20 protein-coding genes, 2 tRNA genes and 1 pseudogene are annotated in these 26,871 nt (G+C 67.2%); 9 read left to right on the top strand and 14 right to left on the bottom strand.

All coding sequences use genetic code 11. The features are described from left to right. Positions 1-208 (bottom strand): annotated as a pseudogene (locus tag AB3347_RS09340) (IS1595 family transposase); the annotation flags it as partial. 301 nt (positions 209-509) lie between these two features. On the opposite strand from AB3347_RS09340, the gene AB3347_RS09345 reads away from it, so the two are divergent. The 4 genes from AB3347_RS09345 to AB3347_RS09360 all read left to right on the top strand — a co-directional run bounded on the left by AB3347_RS09345 (position 510) and on the right by AB3347_RS09360 (position 3,178). After that, entirely contained in the window at positions 510-782 is a 273-nt protein-coding gene (locus AB3347_RS09345; protein WP_159696904.1) for an HU family DNA-binding protein, read from the top strand. Between the two features lie 67 nt (positions 783-849). Continuing rightward, positions 850-926 (top strand) — tRNA-Asp (locus AB3347_RS09350). Positions 927-945: 19 nt separating this feature from the next. Further along, positions 946-1,022 (top strand) — tRNA-Asp (locus AB3347_RS09355). Positions 1,023-1,255: 233 nt separating this feature from the next. After that, a complete protein-coding gene (locus AB3347_RS09360) occupies positions 1,256-3,178 on the top strand; it encodes a SurA N-terminal domain-containing protein (RefSeq protein WP_369091517.1) in 1,923 nt (640 codons plus the stop codon). A 220-nt stretch (positions 3,179-3,398) separates the two neighbouring features. Here AB3347_RS09360 and mnmH read toward each other — a convergent pair whose 3' ends face one another. Beyond that, positions 3,399-4,454, bottom strand: a complete 1,056-nt coding sequence (gene mnmH / locus AB3347_RS09365; RefSeq protein WP_369091518.1) for a tRNA 2-selenouridine(34) synthase MnmH — start codon at positions 4,452-4,454, stop codon at positions 3,399-3,401. Further along, positions 4,451-5,080 carry an arylesterase gene (locus tag AB3347_RS09370; RefSeq protein ID WP_369091519.1) on the bottom strand — a complete coding sequence of 210 codons (630 nt, stop codon included), beginning with the start codon at positions 5,078-5,080 and terminating at the stop codon, positions 4,451-4,453. The genes mnmH and AB3347_RS09370 overlap by 4 nt, the downstream gene beginning before the upstream one ends. Here AB3347_RS09370 and AB3347_RS09375 point away from each other — a divergent pair. Next, the gene (locus AB3347_RS09375) at positions 5,079-5,795 is read left to right on the top strand and encodes an ABC transporter ATP-binding protein (protein ID WP_369091520.1); all 717 of its coding nucleotides are present in this window, start codon (positions 5,079-5,081) and stop codon (positions 5,793-5,795) included. The genes AB3347_RS09370 and AB3347_RS09375 overlap by 2 nt on opposite strands. 37 nt (positions 5,796-5,832) lie before the next feature. Here AB3347_RS09375 and AB3347_RS09380 read toward each other — a convergent pair whose 3' ends face one another. Then, positions 5,833-7,326, bottom strand: coding sequence for an NAD(P)H-hydrate dehydratase (locus AB3347_RS09380; RefSeq protein ID WP_369091521.1), 1,494 nt, complete (start codon positions 7,324-7,326; stop codon positions 5,833-5,835). 84 nt (positions 7,327-7,410) lie between these two features. Here AB3347_RS09380 and AB3347_RS09385 point away from each other — a divergent pair, with 84 nt between their 5' ends. Beyond that, the gene (locus AB3347_RS09385) at positions 7,411-11,019 is read left to right on the top strand and encodes a hydantoinase B/oxoprolinase family protein (RefSeq protein WP_369091522.1); all 3,609 of its coding nucleotides are present in this window, start codon (positions 7,411-7,413) and stop codon (positions 11,017-11,019) included. A gap of 88 nt (positions 11,020-11,107) precedes the next feature. Here AB3347_RS09385 and AB3347_RS09390 read toward each other — a convergent pair whose 3' ends face one another. Beyond that, complete coding sequence (locus AB3347_RS09390; RefSeq protein WP_369091523.1) at positions 11,108-12,736, bottom strand: tetratricopeptide repeat protein; 1,629 nt, start codon at positions 12,734-12,736, stop codon at positions 11,108-11,110. Positions 12,737-12,943: 207 nt separating this feature from the next. Here AB3347_RS09390 and purL point away from each other — a divergent pair, with 207 nt between their 5' ends. Then, complete coding sequence (gene purL / locus AB3347_RS09395) at positions 12,944-16,981, top strand: phosphoribosylformylglycinamidine synthase (protein WP_369091524.1); 4,038 nt, start codon at positions 12,944-12,946, stop codon at positions 16,979-16,981. 58 nt (positions 16,982-17,039) lie between these two features. Here purL and AB3347_RS09400 read toward each other — a convergent pair whose 3' ends face one another. Continuing rightward, positions 17,040-17,495, bottom strand: a complete 456-nt coding sequence (locus AB3347_RS09400; protein ID WP_369091525.1) for a hypothetical protein — start codon at positions 17,493-17,495, stop codon at positions 17,040-17,042. 238 nt (positions 17,496-17,733) lie between these two features. On the opposite strand from AB3347_RS09400, the gene AB3347_RS09405 reads away from it, so the two are divergent. After that, entirely contained in the window at positions 17,734-18,303 is a 570-nt protein-coding gene (locus AB3347_RS09405; RefSeq protein ID WP_369091526.1) for a hypothetical protein, read from the top strand. Between the two features lie 78 nt (positions 18,304-18,381). Here AB3347_RS09405 and AB3347_RS09410 read toward each other — a convergent pair whose 3' ends face one another. The 6 genes from AB3347_RS09410 to AB3347_RS09435 form a co-directional block, all read right to left on the bottom strand. Further along, entirely contained in the window at positions 18,382-19,173 is a 792-nt protein-coding gene (locus AB3347_RS09410) for a peptidylprolyl isomerase (RefSeq protein WP_369091527.1), read from the bottom strand. 82 nt (positions 19,174-19,255) lie between these two features. Continuing rightward, positions 19,256-20,035: a peptidyl-prolyl cis-trans isomerase gene (locus AB3347_RS09415; RefSeq protein ID WP_369091528.1), complete on the bottom strand. Its 780-nt coding sequence runs from the start codon at positions 20,033-20,035 to the stop codon at positions 19,256-19,258. 130 nt (positions 20,036-20,165) lie between these two features. Beyond that, the gene (locus AB3347_RS09420) at positions 20,166-20,444 is read right to left on the bottom strand and encodes a BolA family protein (RefSeq protein WP_369091529.1); all 279 of its coding nucleotides are present in this window, start codon (positions 20,442-20,444) and stop codon (positions 20,166-20,168) included. Beyond that, positions 20,434-21,075 carry a septation protein A gene (locus tag AB3347_RS09425; RefSeq protein WP_369091916.1) on the bottom strand — a complete coding sequence of 214 codons (642 nt, stop codon included), beginning with the start codon at positions 21,073-21,075 and terminating at the stop codon, positions 20,434-20,436. Before AB3347_RS09425 ends, AB3347_RS09420 begins: the two co-directional genes overlap by 11 nt. Positions 21,076-21,088: 13 nt before the next feature. Further along, positions 21,089-21,496 (bottom strand): peptide-methionine (R)-S-oxide reductase MsrB, encoded by a 408-nt coding sequence (gene msrB, locus AB3347_RS09430; protein WP_369091530.1) that lies wholly within the window; start codon positions 21,494-21,496, stop codon positions 21,089-21,091. Between the two features lie 50 nt (positions 21,497-21,546). After that, a complete protein-coding gene (locus tag AB3347_RS09435) occupies positions 21,547-23,061 on the bottom strand; it encodes a YdiU family protein (protein ID WP_369091531.1) in 1,515 nt (504 codons plus the stop codon). Positions 23,062-23,204: 143 nt separating this feature from the next. Here AB3347_RS09435 and AB3347_RS09440 point away from each other — a divergent pair, with 143 nt between their 5' ends. After that, positions 23,205-24,881, top strand: coding sequence for a 3-(methylthio)propionyl-CoA ligase (locus tag AB3347_RS09440; RefSeq protein ID WP_369091532.1), 1,677 nt, complete (start codon positions 23,205-23,207; stop codon positions 24,879-24,881). Positions 24,882-24,899: 18 nt separating this feature from the next. Here the strand turns inward: AB3347_RS09440 and AB3347_RS09445 are convergent, their stop codons facing one another. Continuing rightward, a complete protein-coding gene (locus AB3347_RS09445) occupies positions 24,900-25,895 on the bottom strand; it encodes a 2-hydroxyacid dehydrogenase (RefSeq protein WP_369091533.1) in 996 nt (331 codons plus the stop codon). Positions 25,896-26,010: 115 nt separating this feature from the next. Beyond that, positions 26,011-26,745 carry a hypothetical protein gene (locus AB3347_RS09450; RefSeq protein WP_369091534.1) on the bottom strand — a complete coding sequence of 245 codons (735 nt, stop codon included), beginning with the start codon at positions 26,743-26,745 and terminating at the stop codon, positions 26,011-26,013. Positions 26,746-26,871: the final 126 nt, after the last annotated feature.

Genomic DNA, 26,871 nt, shown 5'->3' on the forward strand with positions numbered 1-26,871 from the left:
AGCGCTGCACCCCGCGGTCGTGTCCGTGCCGGTGCAGGCGTTGCCCTCGACAGGATGGGCAACACGAGACGGCCCGCGCGCCTTCGATCGCGGCGCACACGCGGTCCAGGTCGACGGCCGGCCGCAAACGTTCAAGCAATTGTTCACGCTGGCGCCTGCTGAGCTGCGCCAGAGGTTCCAGCCATTTCCTGAAGCTCGCCGCCTGCATCGCCGCCTCCGCTGTCGATCGGACTTGTCAGACAGCGAATTGGCTCGACAGTTCAGGACGTCCAACAGCGAATGGGGACAGCGCCTTTTTTGCTGGTGGGTGCGCACGGCGTTTGGGATCTGGTGTGCGGTGAGGCCAGTGTCGCGAACCTCCATCCTCAGCGCTGAAACAAGTGCCTTGCGCACACAACCGACTGCACCCTCCACGGATGTTGCTTGACAGACCAATGTTGCCCTTGTTTAATACGCGCTTGCACTTTTGCAGGAAGGCGCCGCGGCGTCCAACGTATACGAGGGTTAGAGTGAACAAGACAGAACTGATCGAAGAAATCGCGAAGTCCGCGGACATTACCAAGGCCTCGGCCACGCGCGCGCTCGACGCGATGATCAATGCCGTGACGGAGTCCCTGAAGAACAACGACAGCGTCACGCTGGTGGGCTTCGGCACCTTCACCGTCGGTGAGCGCGCTGCCCGTACCGGCCGCGATCCGCGCACCAAGGAACCGATCAAGATTGCAGCTGCAAAGGTTCCGAAATTTAAGGCTGGTAAAGCTCTGAAAGATGCTGTAAACTAATGCCTTCTCTGCGGTGACACGCAGAGGCACTACCTGCAAAGGTAATGCAATGTAGTGAATTCTTGTTGGAGCGGTAGTTCAGTTGGTTAGAATACCGGCCTGTCACGCCGGGGGTCGCGGGTTCGAGCCCCGTCCGCTCCGCCAACATCCACAACATTATTCTGGAGCGGTAGTTCAGTTGGTTAGAATACCGGCCTGTCACGCCGGGGGTCGCGGGTTCGAGCCCCGTCCGCTCCGCCAGAACATGTAGGAAAGTAGTGCTCCCCCTGCGGGGAGCACGGCTTGGGCGAGAAGGGATTGACTTGCAAGGCAATCCGCGGCCCGCGGCACGTGGGCGAGCCCCGTCCGCTCCGCCAGAATTCAGTAAGATCCGAAGCCTGCAAAGGTGTCGGAAGACGAGAAGAGGCGAACGCGAGTTCGCCTTTTTTTTTAACCTGTGCTGTTAAAGCATTCTCAACCTTGAATGGCTGACCATGTTTGATTTTGTCCGTAACAACAAGCGCGTGATGCAGGGGCTGCTGCTCGTGCTGATCGTGCCGTCGTTCGTGTTAGTCGGTGTCGAGAGCTACCAGAACCGCGGCGACGCCGCCGCCGGCGTGGCGACCGTGGCCGGCCAGAAGGTGACCCAGCAGGAATGGGAAGAGGCCCAGCGCCGCCAGATCGACCAGGCGCGCCAGATGATGGGTCCGCAGTTCGACCAGAAGATGTTCGAGACGCCGGAAGCCAAGCAGGCGATCCTGAACAACCTGGTGGCGGAACGCGCCATCAATGCCGAGATCGCGCGCAACCACATGACCGTGGGCGACGCCGCGCTGGCCAAGACGATCGCCGAAGTGCAGTCCTTCCGCAAGCCGGACGGCAGTTTCGACATGGAGCAGTACAAGGCCGCCCTGGCTGCCCAGGGCATGACCCCGGCGATGTTCGACCAGCGCCTGCGCCGCGACCTGACCGTGCAGCAGTTGTCGGGCTCGATCCAGTCGACCGCGTTCGCGCCGCGCAGCGTCACCCAGCGCCTGTCGGACATCAACGACCAGGAGCGCGAAGTCCAGGAAATGCTGTTCCCGATCGCGCAGTACCTGCCGCAGGTGAAAGTCACCGACGCGATGGTCAAGGCCTATTACGACAAGAACGCCCAGCTGTTCACCATCCCGGAACAGGTGAAGGCCGAGTACGTCGTGTTCGACGCCGACGCCGTCGCCGGCCAGGTGCAGGTGAGCGACGCAGAGATCGGCGAGTACTACAACAAGAACCTCAAGGCCTACAGCACGCCGGAACAGCGTACCGCCAGCCACATCCTGATCACGGTGGCGCGCGACGCCAAGCCGGCCGACCAGGCCGCCGCCAAGGCCAAGGCCGAAGCGGTGCTGGCCGAGGTGCGCAAGAACCCGGCCAACTTCGCCGAGATCGCCAAGGCGCAGTCGCAGGATCCGGGCTCGGCCCCGGCCGGCGGCGACCTGGGCGTGGTGGAGAAGGGCGCCTTCGTCAAGCCGGTCGAGGACGCGATCTACGCGCTCAAGGAAGGCGAGACCAGTGGCCTGGTGCAGTCGGAGTTCGGCTATCACATCATCAAGCTCACCGCGCTGAAACCGGCCGCGCAGAAGCCGGTCGACGCTGCGAAGGAAGAGATCGCCGCCGACCTGAAGAAGCAGAAGATGTCGAAGAAGTACTCGGAAATGGCCGAGACCTTCACCAACATGGTGTACGAGCAGTCGGAAAGCCTGAAGCCCGTGGCCGACAAGCTGGGCCTGAAGATCGAGACCGTCGACGGCCTGACCCGCAAGCCGAACCCGCAGCTGGGCCAGGCGCCGTTCAACAACGAGAAGTTCCTGGCCGCGATCTTCGGCGTGGATGCCGTCAAGAACAAGCGCAACACCGAAGCGGTCGAAGTGTCGCCGAGCGTGCTGATCTCGGGCCGCGTGCTCGAGTTCAAGCCGGCCACCAAGCGTCCGCTGGCGGAAGTCGACGCCCAGATCCGCCAGCGCGTGACCCTGGAAGAAGCGGCGCGCCTGGCCAAGGCCGCCGGCGAGCAGAAGCTGGCCGCGGCCAAGGCATCGGGCGACGCGACCGGCTTCGGCGCCCCGACCGTGGTGAGCCGCACCAAGGAGCCGAGCATCAACACGACCGCTGCGATCGCCGTGCTGAAGGCCGACGCGACCAAGCTGCCGGCCTACGTCGGCGTGGAAGTCCCGGGCCAGGGCTATGGCGTGTACCGCATCGGCAAGGTCTCGCAACCGGCCGCCCCGGACGCCAACCGCCGCAAGCAGGAAGCCCAGCAGATCTCTGGCCTGGTCGGCCAGGCCGAGATGTTCAACTACGTCGAGGCGCTCAAGGCCAAGGCGAAGGCGAAGATCAACGTGCAGCCCTCGCAGCTGGGCGTGAAGAACGACGGCGAGTAAGCGACGACCGATCGCCCAGATGTAAGAAAGGCCCGGCTACCTGAGTAGCCGGGCCTTTTTGCTTTGGCGCTGTCATCTTCAACGATGGATGAGGGTTGAACTGCTGAGCTGTTTCCTGGTCGCCAGGAGCGCCGGCGTTCAGTGTGCGACAAGATTGAATCCCGGCCTGCGCCGGGACGACGACTCTGCTGCCTGTAGCCTGGATGAAGGCGCTGGCCGTTCAGGCCGCGTGCAGCTGCCGCGCGGCCGCCACGAAATCCGCTTCCGAAATATCCTGCAGCGCCAGCGACGCCGCCTTTGGAAACTGCGCGAAGTTGCGGTCGATCGAGCGCAGGTAGGCCGGATCGTAGTGCTCCTGCAGCAGCTGGGCCACCAGTTCGGGCATCGCGCCGCTGTTGGCCATGTCGTGCCAGGCCTTGATCTTCTCGTGGCCGTGCAGCTGCACCAGATGATCGAGCTGGGCGGTGAGGGCGTCGGGGTTCTTGCAGAAGTGTTCGTAATCCTCCATCAGCAGCCGCACGCGGTTCTCGCGCGACAGCGAGAGCGCGATGCAGGGCGAAGCGCGCATGCGCGTCATCACCGCATCCGGCACCCGCAGGTTGCCGACCTTCTTGCTTTCGGATTCCACGAACACCGGCCTGGATGGATCGAAATGGCGCAGCGTGTTCCAGATCTGGCTCTCGAACATCTTCTGGGTCGGCTGCGGCGCGTCGGGCAGGTGGCCGAGCACCGAGCCGCGATGGGCGGCCAGCTTTTCCAGGTCGAGCACCTGGGCGCCGATGCGGTCGAGGGTCTCCAGCAGCCGGCTCTTGCCGCTGCCGGTGGTGCCGCACACGACGCGGAAGTCGAGTTCGGGCGGGTTCTCCAGCGCCGCCGCCACATGCGCGCGGTAGGCCTTGTAGCCGCCGTCGAGCTGGATCACCGGCCAGCCGATCTTGGCCAGGATGTGGGCCATCGCGCCGCTGCGGTTGCCGCCGCGCCAGCAGTAGACCAGCGGTTTCCAGTCGCGCGGCTTGTCGGCCCACAGGGCCTCGATGTGGCGCGCGACGTTGGCGGCCACCAGCGGGGCGCCGACCTTCTTTGCCTCGAAGGCGCCGACCTGCTTGTACAGGGTGCCGACGCGCACGCGCTGGGCGTCGTCCAGCACCGGCGCGTTGATGGCGCCGGGGATGCGGTCGAGCGCGTATTCGGACTCGCTGCGCGCGTCGATGATGGTGTCGAAGGAATCGAGTTCCGGAAGGATGTCGGCAAAGCTCAGGACGGCAGGGTATTTCATTGTTTTTTCACGAGGGGCGCGAATTGCGGCCAGATGTTGTTCAGGATGATGGGGTGGGCGGCGGCGGTGGGGTGCAGGCGGTCCTGCTGGAACAGGGCCGGCTTGTCGGCCACGCCCTCCAGCATGAAGGGCACCAATGGCGACCTGGTCTCTTGCGACAGCTTCTTGTACATGTTGAAGAAGCTCTCGGTGTAGGCGCGGCCGTAGTTGGGCGGCATGCGCATCCCGACCAGCACCACCTTGGCCTGCTTTTGCTGCGCCATGTTCACCATGGCGCGCAGGTTGCCCTCGGCCGAGGCCACCGGCAGGCCGCGCAGGCCGTCGTTGGCGCCCAGTTCGAGCACCACGACGTCGGGCTTGTGCTGGTCCAGCAGGGCCGGCATGCGGGTGCGGCCGCCGATCGTGGTCTCGCCGCTGATGCTGGCATTGACCACCTTCGCGGCGATCTTTTCGGCCTTGAGCTTCTGTTCGAGCAGGGACACCCAGCCGGCGCCGCGCGCGATGCCGTATTCGGCAGACAGGCTGTCTCCCACCACCAGCACGGTTTTTGGTGCAGAATAGGCGCTCGCCGCTGCTGCCAATGTCAGGCAGGCAGCGACAGACAACTTCTTAAGAAAAACTAGCATGCGTGATCACCCCGAGGCGTACAAGAACGGTCTGGCCAATGAAACCCTGAGGCCGGCGGCAATCGCCGTCAGCGGCCTGTCGAAGCGGGTGGCGGACGCCAGCGGCGAACTCACCATCCTGCAAGACATCGATTTTACCGTGCAACCGGCAGAGACGCTCGCGCTCGTCGGCGCTTCCGGCTCCGGCAAGTCGACACTGCTCGGCCTGCTCGCCGGCCTCGACACCCCCTCCAGCGGGAAGGTGCTGCTGGACGGCACCGATATCTTCGCGCTCGACGAAGACGGCCGCGCCGCCTTCCGCAAGGCCAAGCTGGGCTTCGTGTTCCAGTCCTTCCAGTTGCTGGCCCACCTGAATGCGCTGGAAAACGTGATGCTGCCGCTGGAGCTGCGCGGCGACAAGGATGCGCGGGCAAAGGCCGAGGCGATGCTGGGCCGTGTCGGCCTGTCGAGCCGGCTGCGCCATTATCCCAAGTACCTGTCGGGCGGCGAGCAGCAGCGCGTCGCCCTGGCGCGCGCCTTCGTCACCGAGCCGCCGCTGCTGTTCGCGGACGAGCCGACCGGCAGCCTGGATGCCGCCACCGGCGAACAGATCATCCAGTTGATGTTCGAACTGAACCGCGAGCGCGGTTCGACCCTGGTGCTGGTGACGCACGACCCGGCCATGGCGGCACGCTGCGGGCGGACGATCACCATCGCCGCCGGCCGCCTGGCCTGAGTTCGTAGGGGGTACGGCTCTGCCGTCCACCCTACCGTCACCCAGCGTCGGCAACCAGCAGGTTCAGCACCGCGCGCGCCGCAGCCGGCAGTTCGCCGGCGGTCAGGCCGATCGGGCCGACGCCGTGCGCCACCAGCAGGTCGGCCGCGGCGCCGTGGATCCACACCGCGCCGGCCGCCGCTTCCCATGCGGGCCAGCCCTGCGCCAGCAGCGCGCCGCAGATTCCCGCGAGCACGTCGCCGCTGCCGGCCGTCGCCAGGCCGGCGTTGCCGGTCGGGTTGACCAGGATGGCGCCGTCCGCCCGCGCGATCACCGAGCCCGAGCCTTTCAGGATCACGGTCGCCCTGGTGCGCAGCGCCATCTCGCGCGCCGCTTCCAGGCGGTCGGCCTGGATCACCGCCGCCGTCATGCCCAGCAGGCGCGCGGCTTCGAGCGGATGCGGGGTCAGCACCGCCGGGGCAGTGCGCCCGGCCAGGCGACCCAGCAGCTCCGGGCTGGCGCCGATCAGGTTGATGGCGTCGGCGTCGATCACCAGCGGACTGTCGCTGTCCAGCGCCTTGGCCAGCAGGCGCATGGCGCCGGCCGAGCCGCCCATGCCGGGGCCGATCACCAGGGTGCGCCGCTCGAACGCGAAGTCGTCCGCAGGCCGGAACATGATCTCGGGCTGCACGCTGTCGTAGCCGGGACCGGGGTCGAGCATGGCCACGAAGCTGCGGCCGGCGCCGGCATACAGGGCGCCGCGCGCGGCCAGCACCGGGGCGCCGGCCATGCCGTGGGCGCCGCCGATCACCGCCACGTCGCCGAAGCTGCCCTTGTGGGTGTTCTGGCGGCGTGGCGCCAGGTGCCGGCCGAACACGTCCGCCGACCCGAGGCGCGCGGCCGGCGCGGGCAGGCATTCCAGCGCCACGTCTAGCGTCGCCACCCGCACCTGGCCGGCGTAGTCGCGTCCGTCGCCGGTGTGCAGCCCCGGCTTGTTGCCCAGGAAGGTGATGGTGTGGGTGGCGCGCACCGCGATGCCGTCGGGGCCGATCACGGCGCCGGTGTCCGCATCCAGGCCGCTGGGCACGTCCAGCGCCAGCACCGGGCAGCGCAGGGTGCCGAGCGAGGCCACCAGCGCGCGGTATTCGCCCTCGAGCGGGCGCGCCAGCCCGATGCCGAACAGGCCGTCGACCACCAGCCCCCATTCGGCATCGGGCGGCAGCATGTCGATGAAGCCGACCGTGCCTTCGCGCGCGCGTTCGTGTGCGCTGGCGGCCTCCATGGAAGTCTCGTGCTGGCCGGGCAGGTGGAGCACGGTGGCGTCGATGCCGGCGTCGGCCAGGATGGCGGCCGTCTCCAGCGCATCGCCGCCGTTGTTGCCGGGGCCGGCGAGCAGCAGCACCGGCAGGTCGCGGCTGTTGCCCAGCAGTTCCAGTGCGAACTGCGCCGCGGCTTCGCCGGCGCGCCGCATCAGTGTTCCCGGTTCCAGTCCGGCATAGGCCGCGCGTTCAATGTCGCGCAGCTGCGCGACGGTGTAGAGGTCGTTTTCCATGGCCGTATTGTCATCCATTTTGCCGAAACGGTCGCGCGTCCGGACTACAATAAGCGTTTTGAGCGACGCGGCAGGAGCACATACATGGATTGGCAGTTCTGGATCGACCGAGGCGGCACCTTCACCGACATCGTGGCGCGCAGGCCCGACGGGCAACTGGTGACGCACAAGCTGCTGTCCGAGAACCCGGAGCAGTACCGCGACGCTGCCGTGGCCGGCATCCGCCACCTGCTCGGCGTGGCCCCGGGCGCGCCGCTGCCGGTGGCGCAGGTCGAGGCGGTCAAGATGGGCACCACGGTCGCCACCAATGCGCTGCTGGAGCGCAAGGGCGAGCCGACCGTGCTGGCGATCACCCGTGGCTTCCGCGACGCGCTGCGCATCGCCTACCAGAACCGTCCGCGCCTGTTCGACCGCCACATCGTGCTGCCGGAACTGCTGTATGCCGAGGTGGTCGAGGTCGACGAGCGCATGGGCGCGCACGGCGAGATCGTGCTGCCCCTGGACGAAGCGGCCACCCGGGCCGGCCTGCAGGCGGCCTACGGGCGCGGCCTGCGCGCGCTGGCCATCGTGTTCATGCACGGCTACCGCTACACGGCGCACGAGGCCGCGACCGCGCGCATCGCGCGCGAGATCGGCTTCACGCACATCTCGGTGTCGCACCAGGTCAGCCCCCTCATGAAGCTGGTGGCGCGCGGCGACACCACCGTGGTCGACGCCTACCTGTCGCCGATCCTGCGCCGCTACGTCGACCAGGTGGCGGGCGAGCTGCCAGGCGTGAACCTGCAGTTCATGCAGTCCAGCGGCGGCCTGACCGACGCGCGCGCCTTCCAGGGCAAGGACAGCATCCTGTCCGGGCCGGCCGGCGGCATCGTCGGCATGGTGCGCGCCAGCCGGCTGGCCGGCTTCGAGCGCGTGATCGGCTTCGACATGGGCGGCACCTCCACCGACGTGTCGCACTTTTCCGGAGAGTTCGAGCGGGTGTTCGAGACCCAGGTGGCCGGCGTGCGCATGCGCGCGCCGATGATGAGCATCCACACGGTGGCTGCCGGCGGCGGTTCGATCCTGCACTTCGACGGCGCCCGCTACCGCGTGGGGCCGGACAGCGCCGGCGCCAATCCCGGCCCGGCCAGTTACCGGCGCGGCGGGCCGCTGGCGGTCACCGACTGCAATGTCATGCTCGGCAAGATTCAGCCGCGCCATTTTCCGCAGCTGTTCGGGCCCAGCGGCGGCCAGCCGCTCGACCTGGAAGCGGTGCGCGCCGGCTTCGCCGCGATGGCGGACCGGATCGGCGCAGCCACCGGCAGCAGGCCGGCGCCCGAAGCGGTGGCCGAAGGCTTCATCCAGATCGCGGTCGGCAACATGGCCAACGCCATCAAGCAGATCTCGGTGCAGCGCGGCCATGACGTCACCGACTATGCGCTCACCAGTTTCGGCGGCGCCGGCGGCCAGCACGCCTGCCTGGTGGCCGACGCGTTGGGCATGAAGACGGTGTTCATCCATGCGCTGGCCGGGGTGCTGTCGGCCTATGGCATGGGCCTGGCGGACCAGACGGCGATGCGCGAGCAGGCGGTCGAGCTGCGCCTGAACGAGGCCGGCAGCGATGCGCTGGCCGTGCGCCTGGCCGCGCTGGGCCTTGATGCGCGCGCCCAGTTGCTGGGGCAGGGCGTGGCCGCCGAACGCATCGTCCTGGTCGAGCGCGTGCACCTGCGCTACGAAGGCACGGATTCGGCCATCGTCGTGCCCTTCGGCGAGGTGGAGGACATGCAGGCCGCCTTCGAGCAGGCCTACAAGCGCCGCTATTCGTTCCTGATGCCGTCGCGCGGCCTGGTGGTGGAAGCGGTGTCGGTGGAGGCCATCGGCCGTTCGGACGCACCGGAGGAGGCGGCGGCCCAGGCGGCCCAGGCGGCATCTGGCGGCGCGGCGCCGACCCCGGGCGAGACGGTGCGCATGTTCAGCGGCGGCGCCTGGGTCGACACCGGCGTGTTCCTGCGCGACGGCGTGAAGCCGGGCGACCGCGTGCGCGGGCCGGCCATCATCGCCGAGGCGAATGCGACCACGGTGGTGGAGCCGGGCTGGGAGGCCCAGGTCACGCCGCACAATCACCTGGTCCTGCGGCGCGTGGAGGCGCTGCCCGAGCGGCGCGCCATCGGCACCACGGCCGACCCGGTGATGCTCGAGATCTTCAACAACCTGTTCATGTCGATCGCCGAGCAGATGGGCCTGCGCCTGCAGAACACGGCTTATTCGGTGAACATCAAGGAGCGCCTCGACTTCAGCTGCGCGATCTTCGACGCCGACGGCAAGCTGGTGGCGAATGCCCCGCACATGCCGGTGCACCTTGGCTCGATGGGCGAGAGCATCAAGACCGTGATGCGCAAGAACGCCGGCCGCATGCAGGCCGGCGACGTCTACGTGCTGAACGATCCTTACAACGGCGGCACCCACCTGCCCGACGTCACCGTGATTTCGCCGGTGTTCGACGAAGCCGGCGCGGAGATCCTGTTCTACGTCGGCTCGCGCGGCCACCATGCGGACATCGGCGGCACCACGCCGGGCTCGATGCCGCCGGACTCGAACCACATCGAGCAGGAGGGCGTCCTGATCGACAACTTCAAGCTGATCGACGGGCGCGACGGCGTGCTGCGCGAGGAGGCGATGCGCGCACTGTTGACCGGGGCGCGCTACCCGGCGCGCAATCCGGACCAGAACATGGCCGACCTGCGCGCCCAGGTGGCGGCCAACCAGAAGGGCGTCGAGGAACTGCACCGGATGGTCGCGCACTTCGGCCTCGATGTGGTACGCGCCTACATGGGTCACGTGCAGGACAATGCCGAGGAAGCGGTGCGGCGCGTGATCTCGGCCCTGAAGGACGGCCGCTACAGCTATGAGCTCGACAACGGGGCGCGGATCGAGGTGGCGATCCGGGTCGACCGCGCCAGCCGCAGCGCCGAGATCGACTTCAGCGGCACCTCGGACCAGCTGCCGAACAACTTCAATGCGCCGTCGAGCGTGTGCATGGCGGCGGTGCTGTACGTGTTCCGCACCCTGGTGGAGGACGAGATCCCGCTGAATGCCGGCTGCCTGAAGCCCTTGAAGGTGATCATCCCGCCGGGCTCGATGCTCAACCCGCATTATCCGGCCTCGGTGGTGTCGGGCAATGTCGAGACCTCGACCTGCATCACCAATGCCTTGTACGGCGCGCTGGGCGTGATGGCGGCCAGCCAGGGCACGATGAACAACTTCACCTTCGGCAATGCCCGCTACCAGTACTACGAGACCATCTCGGGCGGCTCCGGGGCCGGGGAGGGCTTCGACGGTACCGATGTGGTGCAGACCAACATGACCAACTCGCGCCTGACCGATCCGGAAATCCTCGAGTTCCGCTTCCCGGTACGGCTGGAGAGCTACGCCATCCGCCACGGCTCCGGCGGGGCGGGGCGCTGGCACGGCGGCAACGGCGGGGTGCGGATGCTGCGCTTCCTGGAACCGATGACGGCGGCCATCCTGTCGAACAACCGCATCCATGCGCCCTTCGGCATGGCGGGCGGCGCGCCGGGCCAGCGCGGACGCAATACCGTGCTGCGCGCCGACGGCACGGTGGAGTCCCTGGGCCACATCGGCAAGGTGGGCATGGAGCCGGGCGACCTGTTCGTGATCGAGACGCCGGGCGGCGGCGGATACGGCGCGCCCTGACGCTTGTTCACGAGGCGCCTTGAAGGCGAAGCGCGCCCGTCTTCCGCCCGCCTGGTCCTGGTGGCCGCCGCGCCGAGGCCGGCCCGGCCTAGGTCGAGATACCGTACTTGCGCTTGGCCTGCAGGAATTCGTCGCCGAGGGCGGCCAGGCGCGGATGGCCCGGGTCGATCGCGCGCAGCCGCTCGATCTGCTCGTGCGCCACTTCGCCGAGCGCATGGTCCCAGCCGAGCTCGTTCACCTGGCGCAGGATGCCGCCAGCGACGGCCACCATCACCTGCAGGTTGCCCGGCGCCATGTGCAGGGCTTCGAGCAAGGTCTGGACGGCGCCGCGCACGTCGCCCATGTTGCGCTTCTCGTCGGCCACGCCCAGCAGGATCTGGGCCTGGGCACGCAACTGCTGGCCCATGCCGTCGGCCAGGTCGGGGCGGCCGGCGCGTACGAACACGTTCATCGCCTGGTCCACCGTCACCTGGTTGCCGGCGTCGCCCATCACGCTCAACATGACGTTCGAGGCCTGCTCGTCCATCCGGTGCTCGAGGCAGGCCTGGGCCAGGCCGATCTTGATGGCCGGCGACAACCCGCTGCTGGTGCGCGCCGCGCTGACCGCGTTCGTGAGTTCGGCCACGGCAGCGCCCAGGTTGCCCATCTTTTCCTGTAGCAGGGCGTTCGAATAGGCCTTGCAGGCATCGACGTTGGCGCTGCCGCGCAGCGAGCGCTCGAGGTCGCGGATCACGCCGCCGGCGCCCGCCACGTCGCCGCGCGAGACCATGGCCTTGACCAGGTTGACGTGGTCTTCGGGATTGCGGAATTCCGAATAGCGGGCCTTGCTGACGACCTGCTTGAACGATTTCTCGGCCGCCTCGGCGTCGCCGTTCTCCAGGGCGACCTCGCCCAGCTTGCGCAGGCGCCGCACCATGTGCGGCGAGATCGTCACGGCTTCTTCCAGCACCTTCTGCGCCTCGTCCTTCGCGTCCAGCTGCTCGTGGCAGCGCGCCAGCAGGTCGTAGGCCGCCATCAGGCGCGGATTGGCCTGCACCAGCGCCGCCAGGGTGTCGCGTGCGTCCTCGACGGCCCCTTGCGCGAGCATGGTGCGCGCCAGGCCCAGCCCGGCCCAGCCCAGCGGACGCTCGGCCAGTACCTGGCGGTAGATCGCGCCGGCTTCGGCAGCTTCGCCGTTCGCCACGTGCAGCTCCGCCTTCAGGCGCAGGAAGTCCAGCGCATAGCGCGGGTGGGCGCTGGCGGCGCCGGCGCAGGCACGGATGGCCTCCCGGGGCTTGCCCGCCGCCGCCAGTTGCCAGACCGGGAGCAGGGCGCTGCGGCGCTCCAGCGCGCGCTTGATGCGGGTGCTGAGCATCTCGACCGTGAAGGGCTTGAGCACGTAGTCGGTCGGGGTCAGTTCGGCGGCGCTGACCACCTTGTCGTACACGCCCTCGGACGTGAGCATGATGAAGATGGTCGAGGCCGTGATCAGGCGATGGTGGCGCAGGTCTTCCAGCAGCTGCTGGCCGTCCTGGCCGTCGCCCGCGGCGCCGCCCAGGTCGTATTCGCAGAGGATGATGTCGTAGCCGCGCCGGGCCAGCTGCTTGATCGCGGTGCTGGCATTCATCGCCGACTCCACCCGGGTGATGCCGGCCTGGTTCAGCATGTTCTGCAGGCTGGCGCGCATGCCCTGGTTGGGGTCGACGATCAGGACCGTCAGGTTCGCATTCTCTTGCATCTCGCTTCCATTCCCGTGGTGTGCGCGTCGCGGCGCACCTCTTGTCATTATGTAGCCCTCACAATACCGATAAGTTTCATCCGGATCAAGAAATGTCCGTTCCGCAAGGTCAACCCTGCCGGGAATGCAACGCTGCATTGCAACACTGTATAATGGCGGGCTATCTTCCACCCAAGCAGCGACGCTGCATCAACCAACTTCTCAGCCATGTTGATTCTGCCGGGTTCCAACGCCCTCTCCGCCTTCCGTAGCCAACGCCTCCTGTCGCAACTCCAAGCCGTCGCACCATCGATTGCCGCAGTTCAGGCCCGCTTCTACCATTTCATCGACAGCAGTGCAGCCTTGAGCGTCGACGACACCGAGCGCCTGTCCGCCATGCTCACCTATGGCGAGCCTGCGCCTGAAACGGTGTACGAAGGCGTGACCGAGGAGTTCTTCGTCATCCCGCGCCTGGGCACGATCTCGCCGTGGGCCTCGAAGGCCACCGACATCGCACACAACTGCGGCATGGCGCACGTGCAGCGCATCGAGCGCGGCGTCGGCTACACCGTGGTCCTCAAGGGCGGCATTCTCGGCACCGGCTTCAAGGCGCCGAAGAAGCTGGCAGAGAACGAAGTGGCGCTTGTGGCCGCGCTGCTGCACGACCGCATGACCGAAACCGTATTGCGCCACGCCGACGAGGCCCAGCGCCTGTTCGCCGAACTCGAAGGCCGCTCGCTCGAGACCGTCGACGTGGTCAAGCAGGGGCGCGAGGCGCTGGTGCGCGCCAACACGGAACTGGGCCTGGCGATGTCGGACGACGAGATCGACTACCTGCACGACGCCTTCACCAAGGCGCAGCGCAATCCGACCGACGTCGAGCTGATGATGTTCGCGCAGGCCAACTCGGAACACTGCCGCCACAAGATCTTCAACGCCGACTGGATCATCGACGGCGTCAAGCAGGACAAGTCGCTGTTCGGGATGATCAAGAACACCCACCAGCTGAACCCGCGCGGCACCGTGGTCGCCTACAGCGACAACTCCTCGATCATCGAGGGCGCCAGCGTGACCCGCTTCTTCCCGCGCCAGGGCCAGGAATACGCTGCGTCGGACGAGCTGACCCACATCCTGATGAAGGTCGAGACCCACAACCACCCGACCGCGATTTCGCCGTTCCCGGGCGCCTCGACCGGCGCCGGCGGCGAGATCCGCGACGAGGGCGCGACCGGCCGCGGCGCCAAGCCGAAGGCCGGCCTGACCGGCTTCACGGTGTCGAACCTGCTGCTGCCGGATGCCCAGCGTCCGTGGGAGAACGCGAGCGACGTCACCAAGGGCGGCGAGGCGCGCAGCGATGCCGTCTACGGCAAGCCGGAACGCATCGCCACGCCGCTGCAGATCATGATCGACGGCCCGATCGGCGGCGCCGCCTTCAGCAACGAATTCGGGCGCCCGGTGCTGGGCGGCTACTTCCGCACCTACGAGCAGAACGTGGGCGCGGCCGGCAACGTCTACGGCTACCACAAGCCGATCATGATCGCCGGCGGCATCGGCAACATCTCCGCAGGGCATACCCACAAGGACGAGATCCCGGTCGGCAGCCTCTTGATCCAGCTGGGCGGCCCGGGCATGCGCATCGGCATGGGCGGCTCGGCGGCTTCGTCGATGGCCACCGGCACCAACACCGCCGACCTGGACTTCGACTCGGTCCAGCGCGGCAACCCGGAAATGGAGCGCCGCGCCCAGGAAGTCATCAACGGCTGCTGGCAGATGGGCGCGGACAACCCGATCATCTCGATCCACGACGTCGGCGCGGGCGGCCTGTCGAACGCCTTCCCGGAGATCGTCAACGACGCCAAGCGCGGCGCGCTGTTCGACCTGCGCAAGGTCCCGCTGGAAGAGAGCGGCATGGCGCCGAAGGAAATTTGGTCTAACGAGTCGCAGGAGCGATATGTGTTGGCGATTGCGCCAATGGACCTTGATAAATTTGCATCGCTGTGCGAGCGCGAGCGCTGCCCCTACGCCGTGGTCGGCACCGCCACCGAAGAGCGCCAGCTGCGCGTGATCGACCCGCAGGCGGCGGGGTCGGCCAACGAGTACCCGGTCGACATGCCGATGGACGTCCTGCTCGGCAAGCCGCCCAAGATGCTGCGCGAGGTCGAGCACGTCCAGTACGACTTCCCGGCCATCGACCTGACCGGCATCGAGCTGGCGGAGGCCGCACGCCGCGTGCTCCTGAATCCGACCGTGGCCGACAAGTCCTTCCTGATCACCATCGGCGACCGCAGCGTGGGCGGCATGACCGTGCGCGACCAGATGGTCGGTCCGTGGCAGGTGCCCGTCAGCGACTGCGCGGTCACCGCCATGTCGTATGAAGGCTTCCGCGGCGAAGCGATGGCAATGGGCGAGCGCACCCCGCTGGCCGTGATCGACGCCGCCGCCTCGGGCCGCATGGCCGTGGGCGAGGCGATCACCAACATCGCCGCCGCCGCCATCGACGACATCGGCGACATCAAGCTGTCGGCCAACTGGATGGCGGCCTGCGGCCAGCCGGGCCAGGACGCCGCGCTGTTCGACACCGTCAAGGCGGTGGGCATGGAACTGTGCCCGGCGCTGGGCGTCTCGATCCCGGTCGGCAAGGATTCGCTGTCGATGCGCACCACCTGGAACGACGCGGGCGAGAACAAGTCGGTGATCTCGCCGGTCTCGCTGATCGTGTCGAGTTTCGCGCCGGTGGTGGACGTGCGCCGTTCGCTGACCCCGCAGCTGCGCACGGATCTGGGCGACACCGCCCTGGTGCTGGTCGACCTCGGCCGCGGCAAGAACCGCCTCGGTGCGTCGATCCTGGCGCAGGTGTTCCAGCAGATCGGCGACAGCGCGCCGGACGTCGATTCGCCGCAAGACCTGAAAGCCTTTTTCGAGGCGATCCAGCGCCTGAACAAGGAAGGCAAGCTGCTGGCCTACCACGACCGTTCGGACGGCGGCCTGTATGCGACCCTGGCCGAAATGGCCTTCGCCGGCCGCGCCGGCGTGTCGGTCAACCTCGACATCCTCACCATGGAAGGCGAGCACGCTTCCGATTGGGGCGACGCCAAGAACTGGGCCACGCAAGTGGGCGAGCGCCGCAACGAGATGACCCTGCGCGCGTTGTTCAGCGAAGAGCTGGGCGCCGTGCTGCAGGTGCGCGCCGAGGACAAGCAAGCCGTCATGGCGGTGCTGCGCGAGCTGGGCCTGGGCGCCTGCAGCCACATCATCGGCAAGCTGAACGACCGCGGCGTGATCGAGTTCACCCGCGACGCCAAGCTGATCTACAGCGAGAAGCGCAGCAGCCTGCACCGCCTGTGGAGCGAAACCAGCTGGCGCATCGCGCGCCTGCGCGACAACCCGGACTGCGCCGACCAGGAATACGATCGCCTGCTCGACGAAACCGACCCGGGCCTGTCGCCCAAGCTCACCTTCGACCTGAGCGACAACGTAGCCGCGCCCTTCATCGCGACGGGCGTGCGGCCGCGCGTGGCGATCCTGCGCGAGCAGGGCGTCAACTCCCACATCGAGACCGCCTGGGTGATGCACCAGGCCGGCTTTGCCGCGGTCGACGTGCACATGAGCGACCTGATCGCGGGCCGCGCCAGGCTGGCGGACTTCCACGGCGTGATCGCCGTCGGCGGCTTCTCCTACGGCGACGTGCTGGGCGCGGGCGAGGGCTGGGCCAAGACCATCCTGTTCAACCCGCAGCTCTCGGATCAGTTCGCGGCTTTCTTTGCGCGCCAGGATACCTTCGGCCTGGGGGTGTGCAACGGCTGCCAGATGCTGAGCAACCTGAAGTCGATCATTCCAGGCGCGCAGGCGTGGCCGAAGTTCACCCGCAACAAGTCGGAACAGTTCGAGGCGCGCTTCGGCATGGTCGAGGTGCTGGACTCGCCGTCGATCTTCTTCGACGGCATGGCCGGCACCCAGGCGCCGCTGGCGATCGCCCACGGCGAAGGCTTCGCCGACTTCTCGCTGACCGGCGACATCGACAGCGTCGTCAAGTCGCTGCGCTACGTCGACAACCGCGGCCAGGCCACCGAAGCCTATCCGTTCAATCCGAACGGTTCGCCGGGCGGCCTGACCGCCGTCACCACCGCGGACGGCCGCTTCACCGCGATGATGCCGCACGCCGAGCGCGTGTTCCGCACCGCCGTGCACTCGTGGGCCCCGGACGGCTGGCCGGACGAGTCGCCGTGGATGCGCATGTTCCGCAACGCGCGCAAGTGGGTCGCTTGAACGCTTGATGCGACGCCAAGCGCCTCCCCGGAGGCGCTTTTTTCATGGCTGCTGCGGTTCAGGTGGCCCAGACCGGTTGGTCCTTGGTGCCGTTGCCGACCGGGGCCGGCTGGCCGCCGCCGGCGCCGCTGGCGGCGCCGGCCTCATCGCCGCCACCGCCACCCCCGCCACCACTGCCGATGCTGCCGCCGCTGGCGATCTCACCGGCGCCGCCGGCGCCACCACCAGCCGCGGCCCCGGGCACCGGTGCGGTTTGCGGATCCGCCCCCGGCATGCCGGCGCTGCCGCGGCTGGTCTGCGGCGCGCCTGCCGGCATCGCGTTCGCTTCCGGCGGCGATGTCAGGAAGTCGCCTTCCTGGCTGTCGCCGCCATGCGCACCACCGGTGTAATGGCCCGCGTTCGACTGCACCGCGCCGGCGCCCGGCTCCTGTTGCGGCACGTCGTAACGCCACAGTCCGCCCTGATCCGCGCCGGTCTTCCCGCCGCCCGCTGCCTTCGATTTATCCTTGTCCATCGTCTTCTCCTATGCATGGATGACACCGTAGTCATGGTAGTCAGTTGACACCGCGCTGCAATAGGACTGGCGAGCAGGGACGCGTAGGAGCATCACGCAGCGGCGCATGCTCGCGGGAAAATGTGGCTATGAATCAATAACTTACGTGGCTGAGTTCACGCAAGACCGCAGCTCGGCCGACCGCGCATCATGGAAGCACGACGGACTGGTCCGTCGCCCATCTCACACGGAGGAAGCCATGAGCTTGCGCACCGGCTCGCTGCAGTTCGTTCTTCGATTCATTCTTGCCGCAGGATTCATGCTCGGCTTCGGCGCCGGCCCGGCGTCGGCCCAGGAAGCCGACGCGTCCCAGGCGGCCGCGAGCGCCTGCGCCAGCCTGGTTGCGGCCGAGGGCGGGACGCCGGACGCCCTGTTGGCGGATTGCAGCTGCGCGCCGAAAGGCTGCGTGCGTACCCAAGGCTACTGGGGGAGCAAGCCGGACGTCGTCTGGCCCAAGTATGACCGGCATGCGGTTTTCTATGGCAGCGGCCTGAGCTGGCAGCAGGTGCTCGATAGTCCGCCGCAGGGCGATGCCTACTTGATTCTCGCCCACCAGTACATCGCCGCCGCGCTGAATCTCGCGGCCGGCGCCTCGGCCCCGAACAGCCTGCGCTCGGTGGTCGTGGCCGCCAACATCTGGTTCAACACGCCCAAGCCCGGCGTGTGCGTCAAGGGCGCCTGCCAGCTGCAGCGCGCGTGGGCAAGCGTGCTCGACGAGTACAACAACGGCGACTATCCGGGCGCCCCGAAGCACTGCGTCGAAGACTGAGCCCGAGCGGCGGGCGAACACGCGGCAATAAAAAAAGCGCTCCCTCGGGAGCGCTCTTGGCATCAAGCCAGGGGCTGATTACTGGATCTTGGCCTTCTTGACCAGGCTTTCGCGGTACTGCGCCAGCTGGCGCTGCTGCAGCTGTTCCGCGACCTGCTGCTTGACTTCGTCCAGGGCCGGGACTTTGGCCGGGCGGACGTCTTCGAGCTTGATCACGTGGTAGCCGTACTGGCTCTTGACCGGGGTGTCGGTGATGGCGCCTTTTTGCAGGGCGACCATGGCTTTGGAGAACTCAGGCACGTAGTTGGCCGGGCTTGCCCAGTCCAGGTCGCCGCCGTTGGCCGCCGATCCGTCCTTCGAGTGCTGCTTGGCCAGGTCTTCGAACTTGGCGCCGCCCTTCAGCTTGGTGATCAGGGACTTGGCTTCGTCTTCGGTCGGGACCAGGATGTGGCGTGCGTGGTATTCCTTGTCGCCCACTTGCGCCTTGTACTTGTCGTACTCGGCCTTGATCTGGGCGTCGGTGATCGGGTTCTTCTTGACGTAGTCGGCCAGCATCGCATTGATGATGATGCTCTGGCGGGCGTTGTCGATGGCTGCCTTGACCTCGGCGCGGCCGCCGATGCCTTGCTTGTCGGCTTCCTGGATCAGCACTTCACGGCCGATCAGGTCTTTCTTGATCGCTTCGCGCAGCTGCGGCGAATCGGTGGCGCGGCCTTGTGCGACCACTTGCTTGACCAGCTGGTCGAGCTTTGCCGCCGGGATGGGCTTGCCATTGACGGTCGCGACGTTTTGCGCGAAGGCGGGCGCGGCGATCATCGCGGTCACGGCCAAACCGATAGCCAAGGACAGGCGGGCTTGCTTCAAAATCATTGTTAAGGTCCTATCTAAACACGAAAAGTTCGCCGCGCGGCGGCAAGAACCGGTGCTGGCTCAGCACCGGCGGGTGTACATCTTACTGCACCTTTGCCTTTTTGACCATTTGGTCACGGTAGTCCGACAGCTTTTTCTGGGCCAGGGCGTCCTGGATCTGCGGCTTGACTTCTTCCAGCGACGGCAGCTTGGCCGCGCGGGTGTCGTCGAGCTTGATGACGTGGTAGCCGTTGGCGGTCTTCACCGGCTTGTCGGTGACGGCGCCTTTCTGCAGGCCGGTGAAGCCGGCGGCGAATTCAGGCGGGAACGAGGACGGGGTAGCCCAGTCCAGGTCGCCGCCGTTGCCGGCGGTGCCGGTGTCCTTCGACTGCTTGGCCAGTTCTTCGAACTTGGCGCCGCCCTTGATCTTGGCGATCACGGCGTTGGCGTCGGCTTCGGTGTCCAGCAGGATGTGGCGCACGTGGTATTCCTTGTCGCCGGTCTGGGCCTTGAACTTGTCGTACTCGGCCTTGACTTCGGCATCGGTCACCGGGTTCTTGGCGATGTAGTCGCGCGCGAGCTGGTTGACGACGATGGCCTGGCGGGCGTTGTCGAGCGCCTGCTTGACTTCCGGCTTCTTGTCGTAGCCCTGCTTGATCGCTTCCTGCATCAGCACTTCGCGGGCAATCATCTCTTCCTTGATCGCGAGGCGCAGCTGCGGCGAATCCTGGCCCTGGCCGGCCGCGACCAGCTGCTTGACGGCTTCCTCGACGCGCGACGTCGGGATGGCTTTGCCGTTCACGACGGCGAGGTTCTGGGCGAAGGCAGGTGCCGCGGCGACGGCGATCAGCGCTAACAGCAGGCGTGCTGGCTTAAAAGTCATTTCTGGAATTCCTGTGGGAAGGGATGTGCTTGGACGAGATTTGATTTGATTAGTTCTTGTACTTCAAGTTCTGGTACTTCGCGTTACATATTGTCTGCCACGATTCTTAAATCAAGCTGAAACGATGAGCTCAAGCCGGTTCCGAGGGTGCGAGCGCCGTGATGGCCAGCGCATGGATTTCCGCCTTGTTAATCATTTCGTGAACGGCATCATACACAAGACGATGGCGCATGACCAGCGTGAGGCCCTGGAACTTGTCGGACACGATTTTGACGCTGTAGTGGCTGCCGCCGGACGCGGCGCCGGCATGGCCGGCGTGCAGGTGCGAATCGTCGCTGATCTCCAGGACGGTGGGGGACAATTCGGCCTGCAGGCGGGCGCGCAGGCGTTCGGTACGGTTAGCTTCCATTTTTTGCATCCTCCTGGATATGTTTGGATAGGAACAGCGACTGGGCGATGATGAAGGCGAACAGGATGCCGGTGATGCCGAACAGCTTGAAGCTGACCCAGGCGCCGGTATCGTTGCGGAAGACCACGAAGGCCATCAACAGGTTCAGCAGGCCGAGGCCGGCGAAGAAGGCGATCCAGGCATACAGGACGCGGTTCCAGACCGCGTCCGGCAGGCTCATCGCGCCGCCGAGCGCCGAGCGCATCAGGTTCTTGCGGTAGATCAGCTGCGCCAGCAGCAAGGCGGCGCCGAAGGCCCAGTACAGGATGGTCGGCTTCCACTTGATGAAGGTGTCGTCGTGGAAGTAGATCGTGGCGCCGCCGGCCACCACCACCACGCCCAGCGACAGCCACAGCATGCCGTCGACTTTCTTGCGGCGCGCCAGCAGGTAGACGATCTGCAGCACCGTGGCCAGGATCGTGACCGCGGTCGCCAGCAGGATCGGCGACTGCGAGGCCGGCACCGCGCCGCCCGAGATCAGGAAGCCCAGGTAGTCGGTGACCACGCCGTGGGCCCAGTCCTGGTTGCTTTCGCCATATTTATAGATGCCGAAGAACAGGATCACCGGCAGCATGTCGAACAAAAACTTGATCATCTCGGCGTCCTCAGGCGGGTTCGAAGCGCAGCGCGGCCGAGTTGATGCAGTAGCGCAGGCCGGTCGGCGGCGGGCCGTCCGGGAACACGTGGCCGAGGTGGGCGTCGCATACCGCGCAGATGATCTCGGTGCGCAGCATGCCGTGGCTGCGGTCTTGCTTCTCGATGACATTGGCGGGGTCGAGCGCCTTGAAATAGCTCGGCCAGCCGCAGCCGGACTCGAACTTGGCGTCGGATTCGAATAGCGGCGTGTCGCAGCACACGCAGCGGTAGATGCCGTGCTCGTGGTGGTCCCAGTACTTGCCGGTGAAGGCGCGCTCGGTGGCGGCATGGCGGGTCACCTGGTACTGCATCGGGTCGAGCTGGGCGCGCCAGTCGGCGTCGCTCTTGGTCACGCGTTTGGAAGATTCGTCGTTCATGTCGTTCTCGCTTGTTGCTTGTCGCTGGGTTGGTACTGGTCTTGCCTGCTTCAGGAGGAGCAGCTTACCTCGAGGTGGGCTGCCCAGTCGGGCGGCAGCGCCGCGTAGGCCTCGTTCTCGGGCTGCTCGTCGAAGGGGTGTTCGAGGACGGCGAGCAGCTTGTGCACGCCGCCGAAGTCGCCGTTCTGGGCCTGTTCGATCGCGCTCTGGGCCAGGTAGTTGCGCAGCACGTATTTCGGGTTAACGCGGTGCATGGCGGCGCGCCGCAGCGCGTCCTGGCTGTGCTCGAGGCGCAGGCGGGCCCGGTACTGGCCGGCCCAGGCGTCGAAGGCCGCGCGGTCGAGGAACAGGTCGCGCAGCGGCGCGTCGTCGTGCGCGCCGCCGTCCAGGCGCAGTTCGCCCAGGCGGCGGAAAAACAGCGTGAAGTCGGCGTGGTTGGCCTGCAGCAGCTGGAACATGGCGTCGAACAGGGCGCTGTCTTCCTCGCGCGCATCGAACAGGCCGAGCTTGGCGTGCAGCAGTTCGTCGAGCTTCGCGCCGAAGGCGGGGCGGTAGGCGTCCAGCGCTTCCTCGGCGTCCTCGGGCGTGCCGATCAGTGGCAGCAGCGCGTTGCCGAGCGCGTAGCAGTTCCAGTGCCCCACCGGCACCTGGTTGGCATAGGAATAGCGCCCGCCCTGGTCGGTATGGTTGCAGATATGGTTGGCGTCGAAGGCTTCCATGAAGCCGAAGGGGCCGTAGTCGAGCGTCAGGCCGAGGATCGACATATTGTCGGTGTTCATCACGCCGTGCATGAAGCCGACCGCCTGCCAGTGGGCGATCATGACCGCCGTGCGGCGCGTGACCTCGGCCAGCAAGGCCTTGTAGGGATTGGCGGCGCCGGCAAATTCCGGATACCAGTTCTTGATGACGTAGTCGGCCAGGGTCCGGAGTTCGTCCTGCTTGTTGCGGTAGTGCCAGTGCTCGAAGGAGCCGAAACGCACGAAGGACGGCGCCATGCGGGTGACCACGGCGGCGGTCTCGATGGTCTCGCGCACCACCCGCTGGTGCGAGCCGGTGAGCATCAGGGCGCGCGTCGTCGGTATCCCGAGCGCGGCCATGGCTTCGGAGCACAGGAACTCGCGGATCGACGAGCGCAGCACGGCGCGCCCGTCGCCCATGCGCGAGTAGGGCGTCAGGCCGGCGCCCTTGAGCTGGACTTCCATCGCGCCGTCCGGGCCCGGCAGGTCGCCCAGCACGATGGCGCGCCCGTCGCCGAGCTGGCCGGCCCAGACGCCGAACTGGTGGCCCGAATACACGGCGGACAGCGGCTGGGAACGCACCGCTACCTTGTTGCCGGTTAACACGGCGACGAAATCCTCCTGCGCCAGCGCCTGCGGGTCGAGCCCTACGAGCGCCGCCGCGGGTGCGCTGGCAGCGATGAAATAGGGCGACGGCAAGGGCGTCGGCATGAGTCGGGTATAAAAAGCCGGCGGCAACTCGGCGAACGCGTTGCTGAAGGGGAGTTCGTCGGCAGTGATGGCAGCTCCTTCGGTGGTTGGTCGAACACGCTGATGCCGGTAATGCATCCGACATTGGCAGGATTCTACCGTACCGGGCCGATTCCATCGGCACGGCTGCTGTGGCCATGCTGCGCCGCGCAATCGAATTGCGTTGACGCAAGGTCAAGGCAGCATCGACACTCGACATCAAGCAGCCACCAGGAGAACCGATGACCGCCGCTTTGAACACCGCATTGAACACCGTTCCCGCCAGCCCCCTGATGGGGCAGATGATGGACCAGCCGCTGCTGGTCTCGAGCATCATCGCCTTCGCCGCGCGCCACTACGGCGCCGGCGAGATCGTCTCGCGCCGCGTCGAAGGCGACATCCACCGCTATACCTACCGCGAGTGCGAGGCGCGCGCGCGCCGCATGGCCCAGGCGCTGCAGGGGCTTGGCGTCGGCATGGGCGACCGGGTCGCGACCCTGGCCTGGAACGGCTACCGCCACATGGAACTGTATTACGCGGTGTCCGGCTCGGGCGCGGTGCTGCACACGATCAATCCGCGCCTGCATCCGGAGCAGATCGCCTACATCATCAACCATGCCGAGGGCCAATACCTGTTCTTCGACCTGACTTTCCTGCCCGCGATCGCGCAGATGGCGCGCCACTGCAAGACGGTCAAGGGCTATGTGGCGATGTGCGACCGCGCCAACATGCCGCAGGACAGCGGGATCCCGCTGCTGCTGTGCTACGAAGACCTGGTCGACGCGGCTTCCGGCGACTACGCCTGGCCGCAGTTCGACGAACGCTCGGCAGCCAGCCTGTGCTACACCTCCGGCACCACCGGCAACCCGAAGGGCGTGCTGTACTCGCACCGCTCGACCGTCCTGCACGCCTATGCTTCGGCCATGCCGAACGCCCTGAACGTGTCCAGCCGCGACACCGTGCTGCCGGTGGTGCCGATGTTCCACGTGAACGCCTGGGGCTTGCCGTATTCGGTGCCGCTGGCAGGCGCGAAGATGGTGTTTCCGGGGCCTGCGCTGGACGGCAAGTCCTTGTACGAACTGTTCGAGCTCGAGGGCGTGAGCTTCTCGGCCGGCGTGCCCACGGTCTGGCTGGGCCTGGTCAATCACGTGCTGCAGAACGGGCTGCGCTTCTCGCGTTTCCGTCGCACCGTCATCGGCGGCTCGGCCTGCCCGCCGGCCATGATGGACACCCTGATCGACGAACTGGGCGTCGAGGTGGTGCACGCCTGGGGCATGACCGAGATGTCGCCGCTCGGCACCGCCTGTACCCTGCAGGCCAAGCACCTGGCCCTGCCGAAGGAAGAACAGCGCGCCGTGCTGCGCAAGCAGGGGCATGCGATCTACGGGGTGGACCTGAAGATCGTCGACGACGACGGGGCCGAGCTGCCCTGGGACGGCGCGAGCGCCGGCCACCTGCTGGTGAAGGGGCCGTGGGTGGTATCCGGCTACTTCCGGGGCGAAGGCGGCGAGGTGCTTGCCGACGGCTGGTTCCCGACCGGCGACGTGGCCACCATCGACCCCGACGGCTATCTGCAGATCACCGACCGCAGCAAGGACGTGATCAAGTCGGGCGGCGAGTGGATCGGCTCGATCGACCTGGAGAACATCGCCATGGCGCACCCGGCCGTGCTGCAGGCCGCCTGCATCGGCGTGGCGCACCCGAAGTGGGACGAACGCCCCTTGCTGGTGGTGGTCAGGCGCACGGGCGCCGCGCTGACGCGCGAGGAATTGCTGGACTTCTTCGAGGGGAAGGTCGCGAAGTGGTGGATCCCGGACGACGTGGTGTTCGCCGAGGCGCTGCCGGTGGGCGGCACCGGCAAGGTCCAGAAGAACAGGCTGCGCGAGCTCTACCAGGAGCACCGCCTGCCGACGGCGTGAATCGGCGTGGTCCCGCCCTCAGGGGGCGGGCACGCGGTTGAGCAGCGGCTCGCCGCGCTCGAAGGCGCTCAGGCTGTCGATCGTGGTCTGCATGATCTGCCCGATCGCCTCGACGGTGAAGAAGGCCTGGTGGCCGGTCACGATCACGTTCGGGAACGAGACCAGGCGCTGGATCACGTCGTCGCAGATGATGGTCGAGGACAGGTCCTGGAAAAACAGGTTCGCTTCCTGCTCGTAGACGTCGATCGCCAGGCCGCCCAATTTCCCGCTCTTGAGGGCCGCGATGGCGGCGTCGGTGTCGACCAGGCCGCCCCGGCTGGTATTCACCAGGATGCTCCCGCGCTTGGCGCGCGCCAGGTTGCCGGCATTGATGATGTAGCGGGTGGCGTCGGTCAGCGGGCAGTGCAGCGATACCACGTCGCTGCGCGCCAGCAGTTCGTCGACCGCGACATACCTGCCGCCGCCCTCTTCGAAGGCCGGGTTGCGGTAGGGGTCGTGGCCGAGCATGGTGCAGCCGAAGCCGGCCATGATGCGCGCGAAGATGGCGCCGATCTTGCCGGTGCCGATCACGCCGACGGTCTTGCCGTGCAGGTCGAAGCCCATCAGGCCTTCCAGGTCGAAGTTGCCGTCGCGGGTGCGCGCGCTGGCGCGGGCGATCTTGCGGTTGACGGCCAGCAGCAGGCCCACCGCGAACTCGGCGACCGAATACGGCGAATAGTCGGTGACCCGCACCACGGCAATCCCGTGCCTGGCGGCGGCCGCCACGTCGATCTGGTTGTATCCGGTGGAACGGGTGGCCACCAGGCGGATACCCTGGCGCGCCAGCGCGGCCAGCACTTCGGCGTCGACGCTGTCGTTGACGAACACGCAGACGGCTTCGCAGCCTTCGGCCAGGCTGGCCGTCGCCAGGCTCAGGCGATCCTCGAAAAAGCGCAGTTCGTGGCCGGCATCGGCGTTGGCGTGCGCCAGCATGCTCTTGTCGTAGCGGCGTGCGCTGAACACGGCAGTCTTCATGGGTCCATCCTCCTTGTGCGGTGCGGGCGCCGCCCCGGTTCCGGTGTCCTGGCGGCATAGCATACAAGCTGGCGCAAGCGCCGGCCGTCCTGTTGCCGGACGCCACCGGCGTGCATCAGGCGGGGCGCGGCAGCACGTGGCGGAAGGTCGGCTCGATGCCCAGCGCGTGCAGGTGGCGCACGATGTCTTCCAGGGTCGCGTCTTGCAGCAGCAGGCCCTCCTGGGCCGCCGTGGCGCCGGCCGCGGGCAGCGCGGGCTGGAGCGGGGGCGCAGCCGGCGTCTCGGCCTGCTTCAGCGACACCAGCGCGTCCATGAACTGCTGCTTCCCGATGCTGTCGAGTCCTTCCAGGAAGGCCAGCTGGGCGGCAGCCGGCGGCGCCATCTCCAGTCCGGCCTCTTCGGCAAACGAGGCGCCCATGCCAGGGTGGATGAAGGCCGCCCATTTTCCCGACCGCGCATTCAGGCTGGGCGGCAGCTGCACCTGCCCGTTCGGCTGCAGCTCGAGTTCCGGGAAATGGGCGTCGCGCAGCATCGCCAGGAAACGGCGGATGTCGCCTTCCGGCAGCGCTTCGGCCAGCGAAAGCCAGAGCCGGTAGCCGGTGTCGCCGGTGATGCTGACCGCCGGCGCCGGGAAGCCGAAGCGTTCCTGCAAGGTGTTGGCGACCGCGCACAGGTCAAGCCAGTGCCGTTCCGGCCCCGCTTCGCGGCGCCGGGGGAAATCGATGACGATGGCGCGGCGCAGGCCTTCGCCCGAGACCAGCGCGACGGGCGGCTGCCCGTCCAGCGCGGCGGGCGCCGCCGCGTCCGGCATCAGGTAAAGGCGCAGCAATTGGGCGAAGAGTTTGTCCATGGACGGCAATGGGTAAGTGCACGGAGCGCTATTCTGGCATACCCGCCGCCGGCAGCAAATAATACGAACGTTCTTTTAGTTGAGGTATAGTGAATGGGATCCGCCGCGCCGGCGGCCCGGCCATTC

It is taken from the genome of Massilia sp. X63 (genome assembly GCF_041023745.1).
Lineage (GTDB): Bacteria > Pseudomonadota > Gammaproteobacteria > Burkholderiales > Burkholderiaceae_D > Telluria.

Excerpts from the sequence above, each read along its gene's own strand:
- AB3347_RS09360 (WP_369091517.1), top strand. The coding sequence starts at position 1,256 with ATGTTTGATTTTGTCCGTAACAACAAGCGCGTGATGCAGGGGCTGCTG.
- mnmH (WP_369091518.1), bottom strand. The coding sequence starts at position 4,454 with ATGAAATACCCTGCCGTCCTGAGCTTTGCCGACATCCTTCCGGAACTC.
- AB3347_RS09375 (WP_369091520.1), top strand. The coding sequence starts at position 5,079 with ATGCGTGATCACCCCGAGGCGTACAAGAACGGTCTGGCCAATGAAACC.
- AB3347_RS09370 (WP_369091519.1), bottom strand. The coding sequence starts at position 5,080 with ATGCTAGTTTTTCTTAAGAAGTTGTCTGTCGCTGCCTGCCTGACATTG.
- AB3347_RS09380 (WP_369091521.1), bottom strand. The coding sequence starts at position 7,326 with ATGGAAAACGACCTCTACACCGTCGCGCAGCTGCGCGACATTGAACGC.
- AB3347_RS09385 (WP_369091522.1), top strand. The coding sequence starts at position 7,411 with ATGGATTGGCAGTTCTGGATCGACCGAGGCGGCACCTTCACCGACATC.
- AB3347_RS09390 (WP_369091523.1), bottom strand. The coding sequence starts at position 12,736 with ATGCAAGAGAATGCGAACCTGACGGTCCTGATCGTCGACCCCAACCAG.
- purL (WP_369091524.1), top strand. The coding sequence starts at position 12,944 with ATGTTGATTCTGCCGGGTTCCAACGCCCTCTCCGCCTTCCGTAGCCAA.
- AB3347_RS09400 (WP_369091525.1), bottom strand. The coding sequence starts at position 17,495 with ATGGACAAGGATAAATCGAAGGCAGCGGGCGGCGGGAAGACCGGCGCG.
- AB3347_RS09405 (WP_369091526.1), top strand. The coding sequence starts at position 17,734 with ATGAGCTTGCGCACCGGCTCGCTGCAGTTCGTTCTTCGATTCATTCTT.
- AB3347_RS09410 (WP_369091527.1), bottom strand. The coding sequence starts at position 19,173 with ATGATTTTGAAGCAAGCCCGCCTGTCCTTGGCTATCGGTTTGGCCGTG.
- AB3347_RS09415 (WP_369091528.1), bottom strand. The coding sequence starts at position 20,035 with ATGACTTTTAAGCCAGCACGCCTGCTGTTAGCGCTGATCGCCGTCGCC.
- AB3347_RS09420 (WP_369091529.1), bottom strand. The coding sequence starts at position 20,444 with ATGGAAGCTAACCGTACCGAACGCCTGCGCGCCCGCCTGCAGGCCGAA.
- msrB (WP_369091530.1), bottom strand. The coding sequence starts at position 21,496 with ATGAACGACGAATCTTCCAAACGCGTGACCAAGAGCGACGCCGACTGG.
- AB3347_RS09435 (WP_369091531.1), bottom strand. The coding sequence starts at position 23,061 with ATGCATTACCGGCATCAGCGTGTTCGACCAACCACCGAAGGAGCTGCC.
- AB3347_RS09440 (WP_369091532.1), top strand. The coding sequence starts at position 23,205 with ATGACCGCCGCTTTGAACACCGCATTGAACACCGTTCCCGCCAGCCCC.
- AB3347_RS09445 (WP_369091533.1), bottom strand. The coding sequence starts at position 25,895 with ATGAAGACTGCCGTGTTCAGCGCACGCCGCTACGACAAGAGCATGCTG.
- AB3347_RS09450 (WP_369091534.1), bottom strand. The coding sequence starts at position 26,745 with ATGGACAAACTCTTCGCCCAATTGCTGCGCCTTTACCTGATGCCGGAC.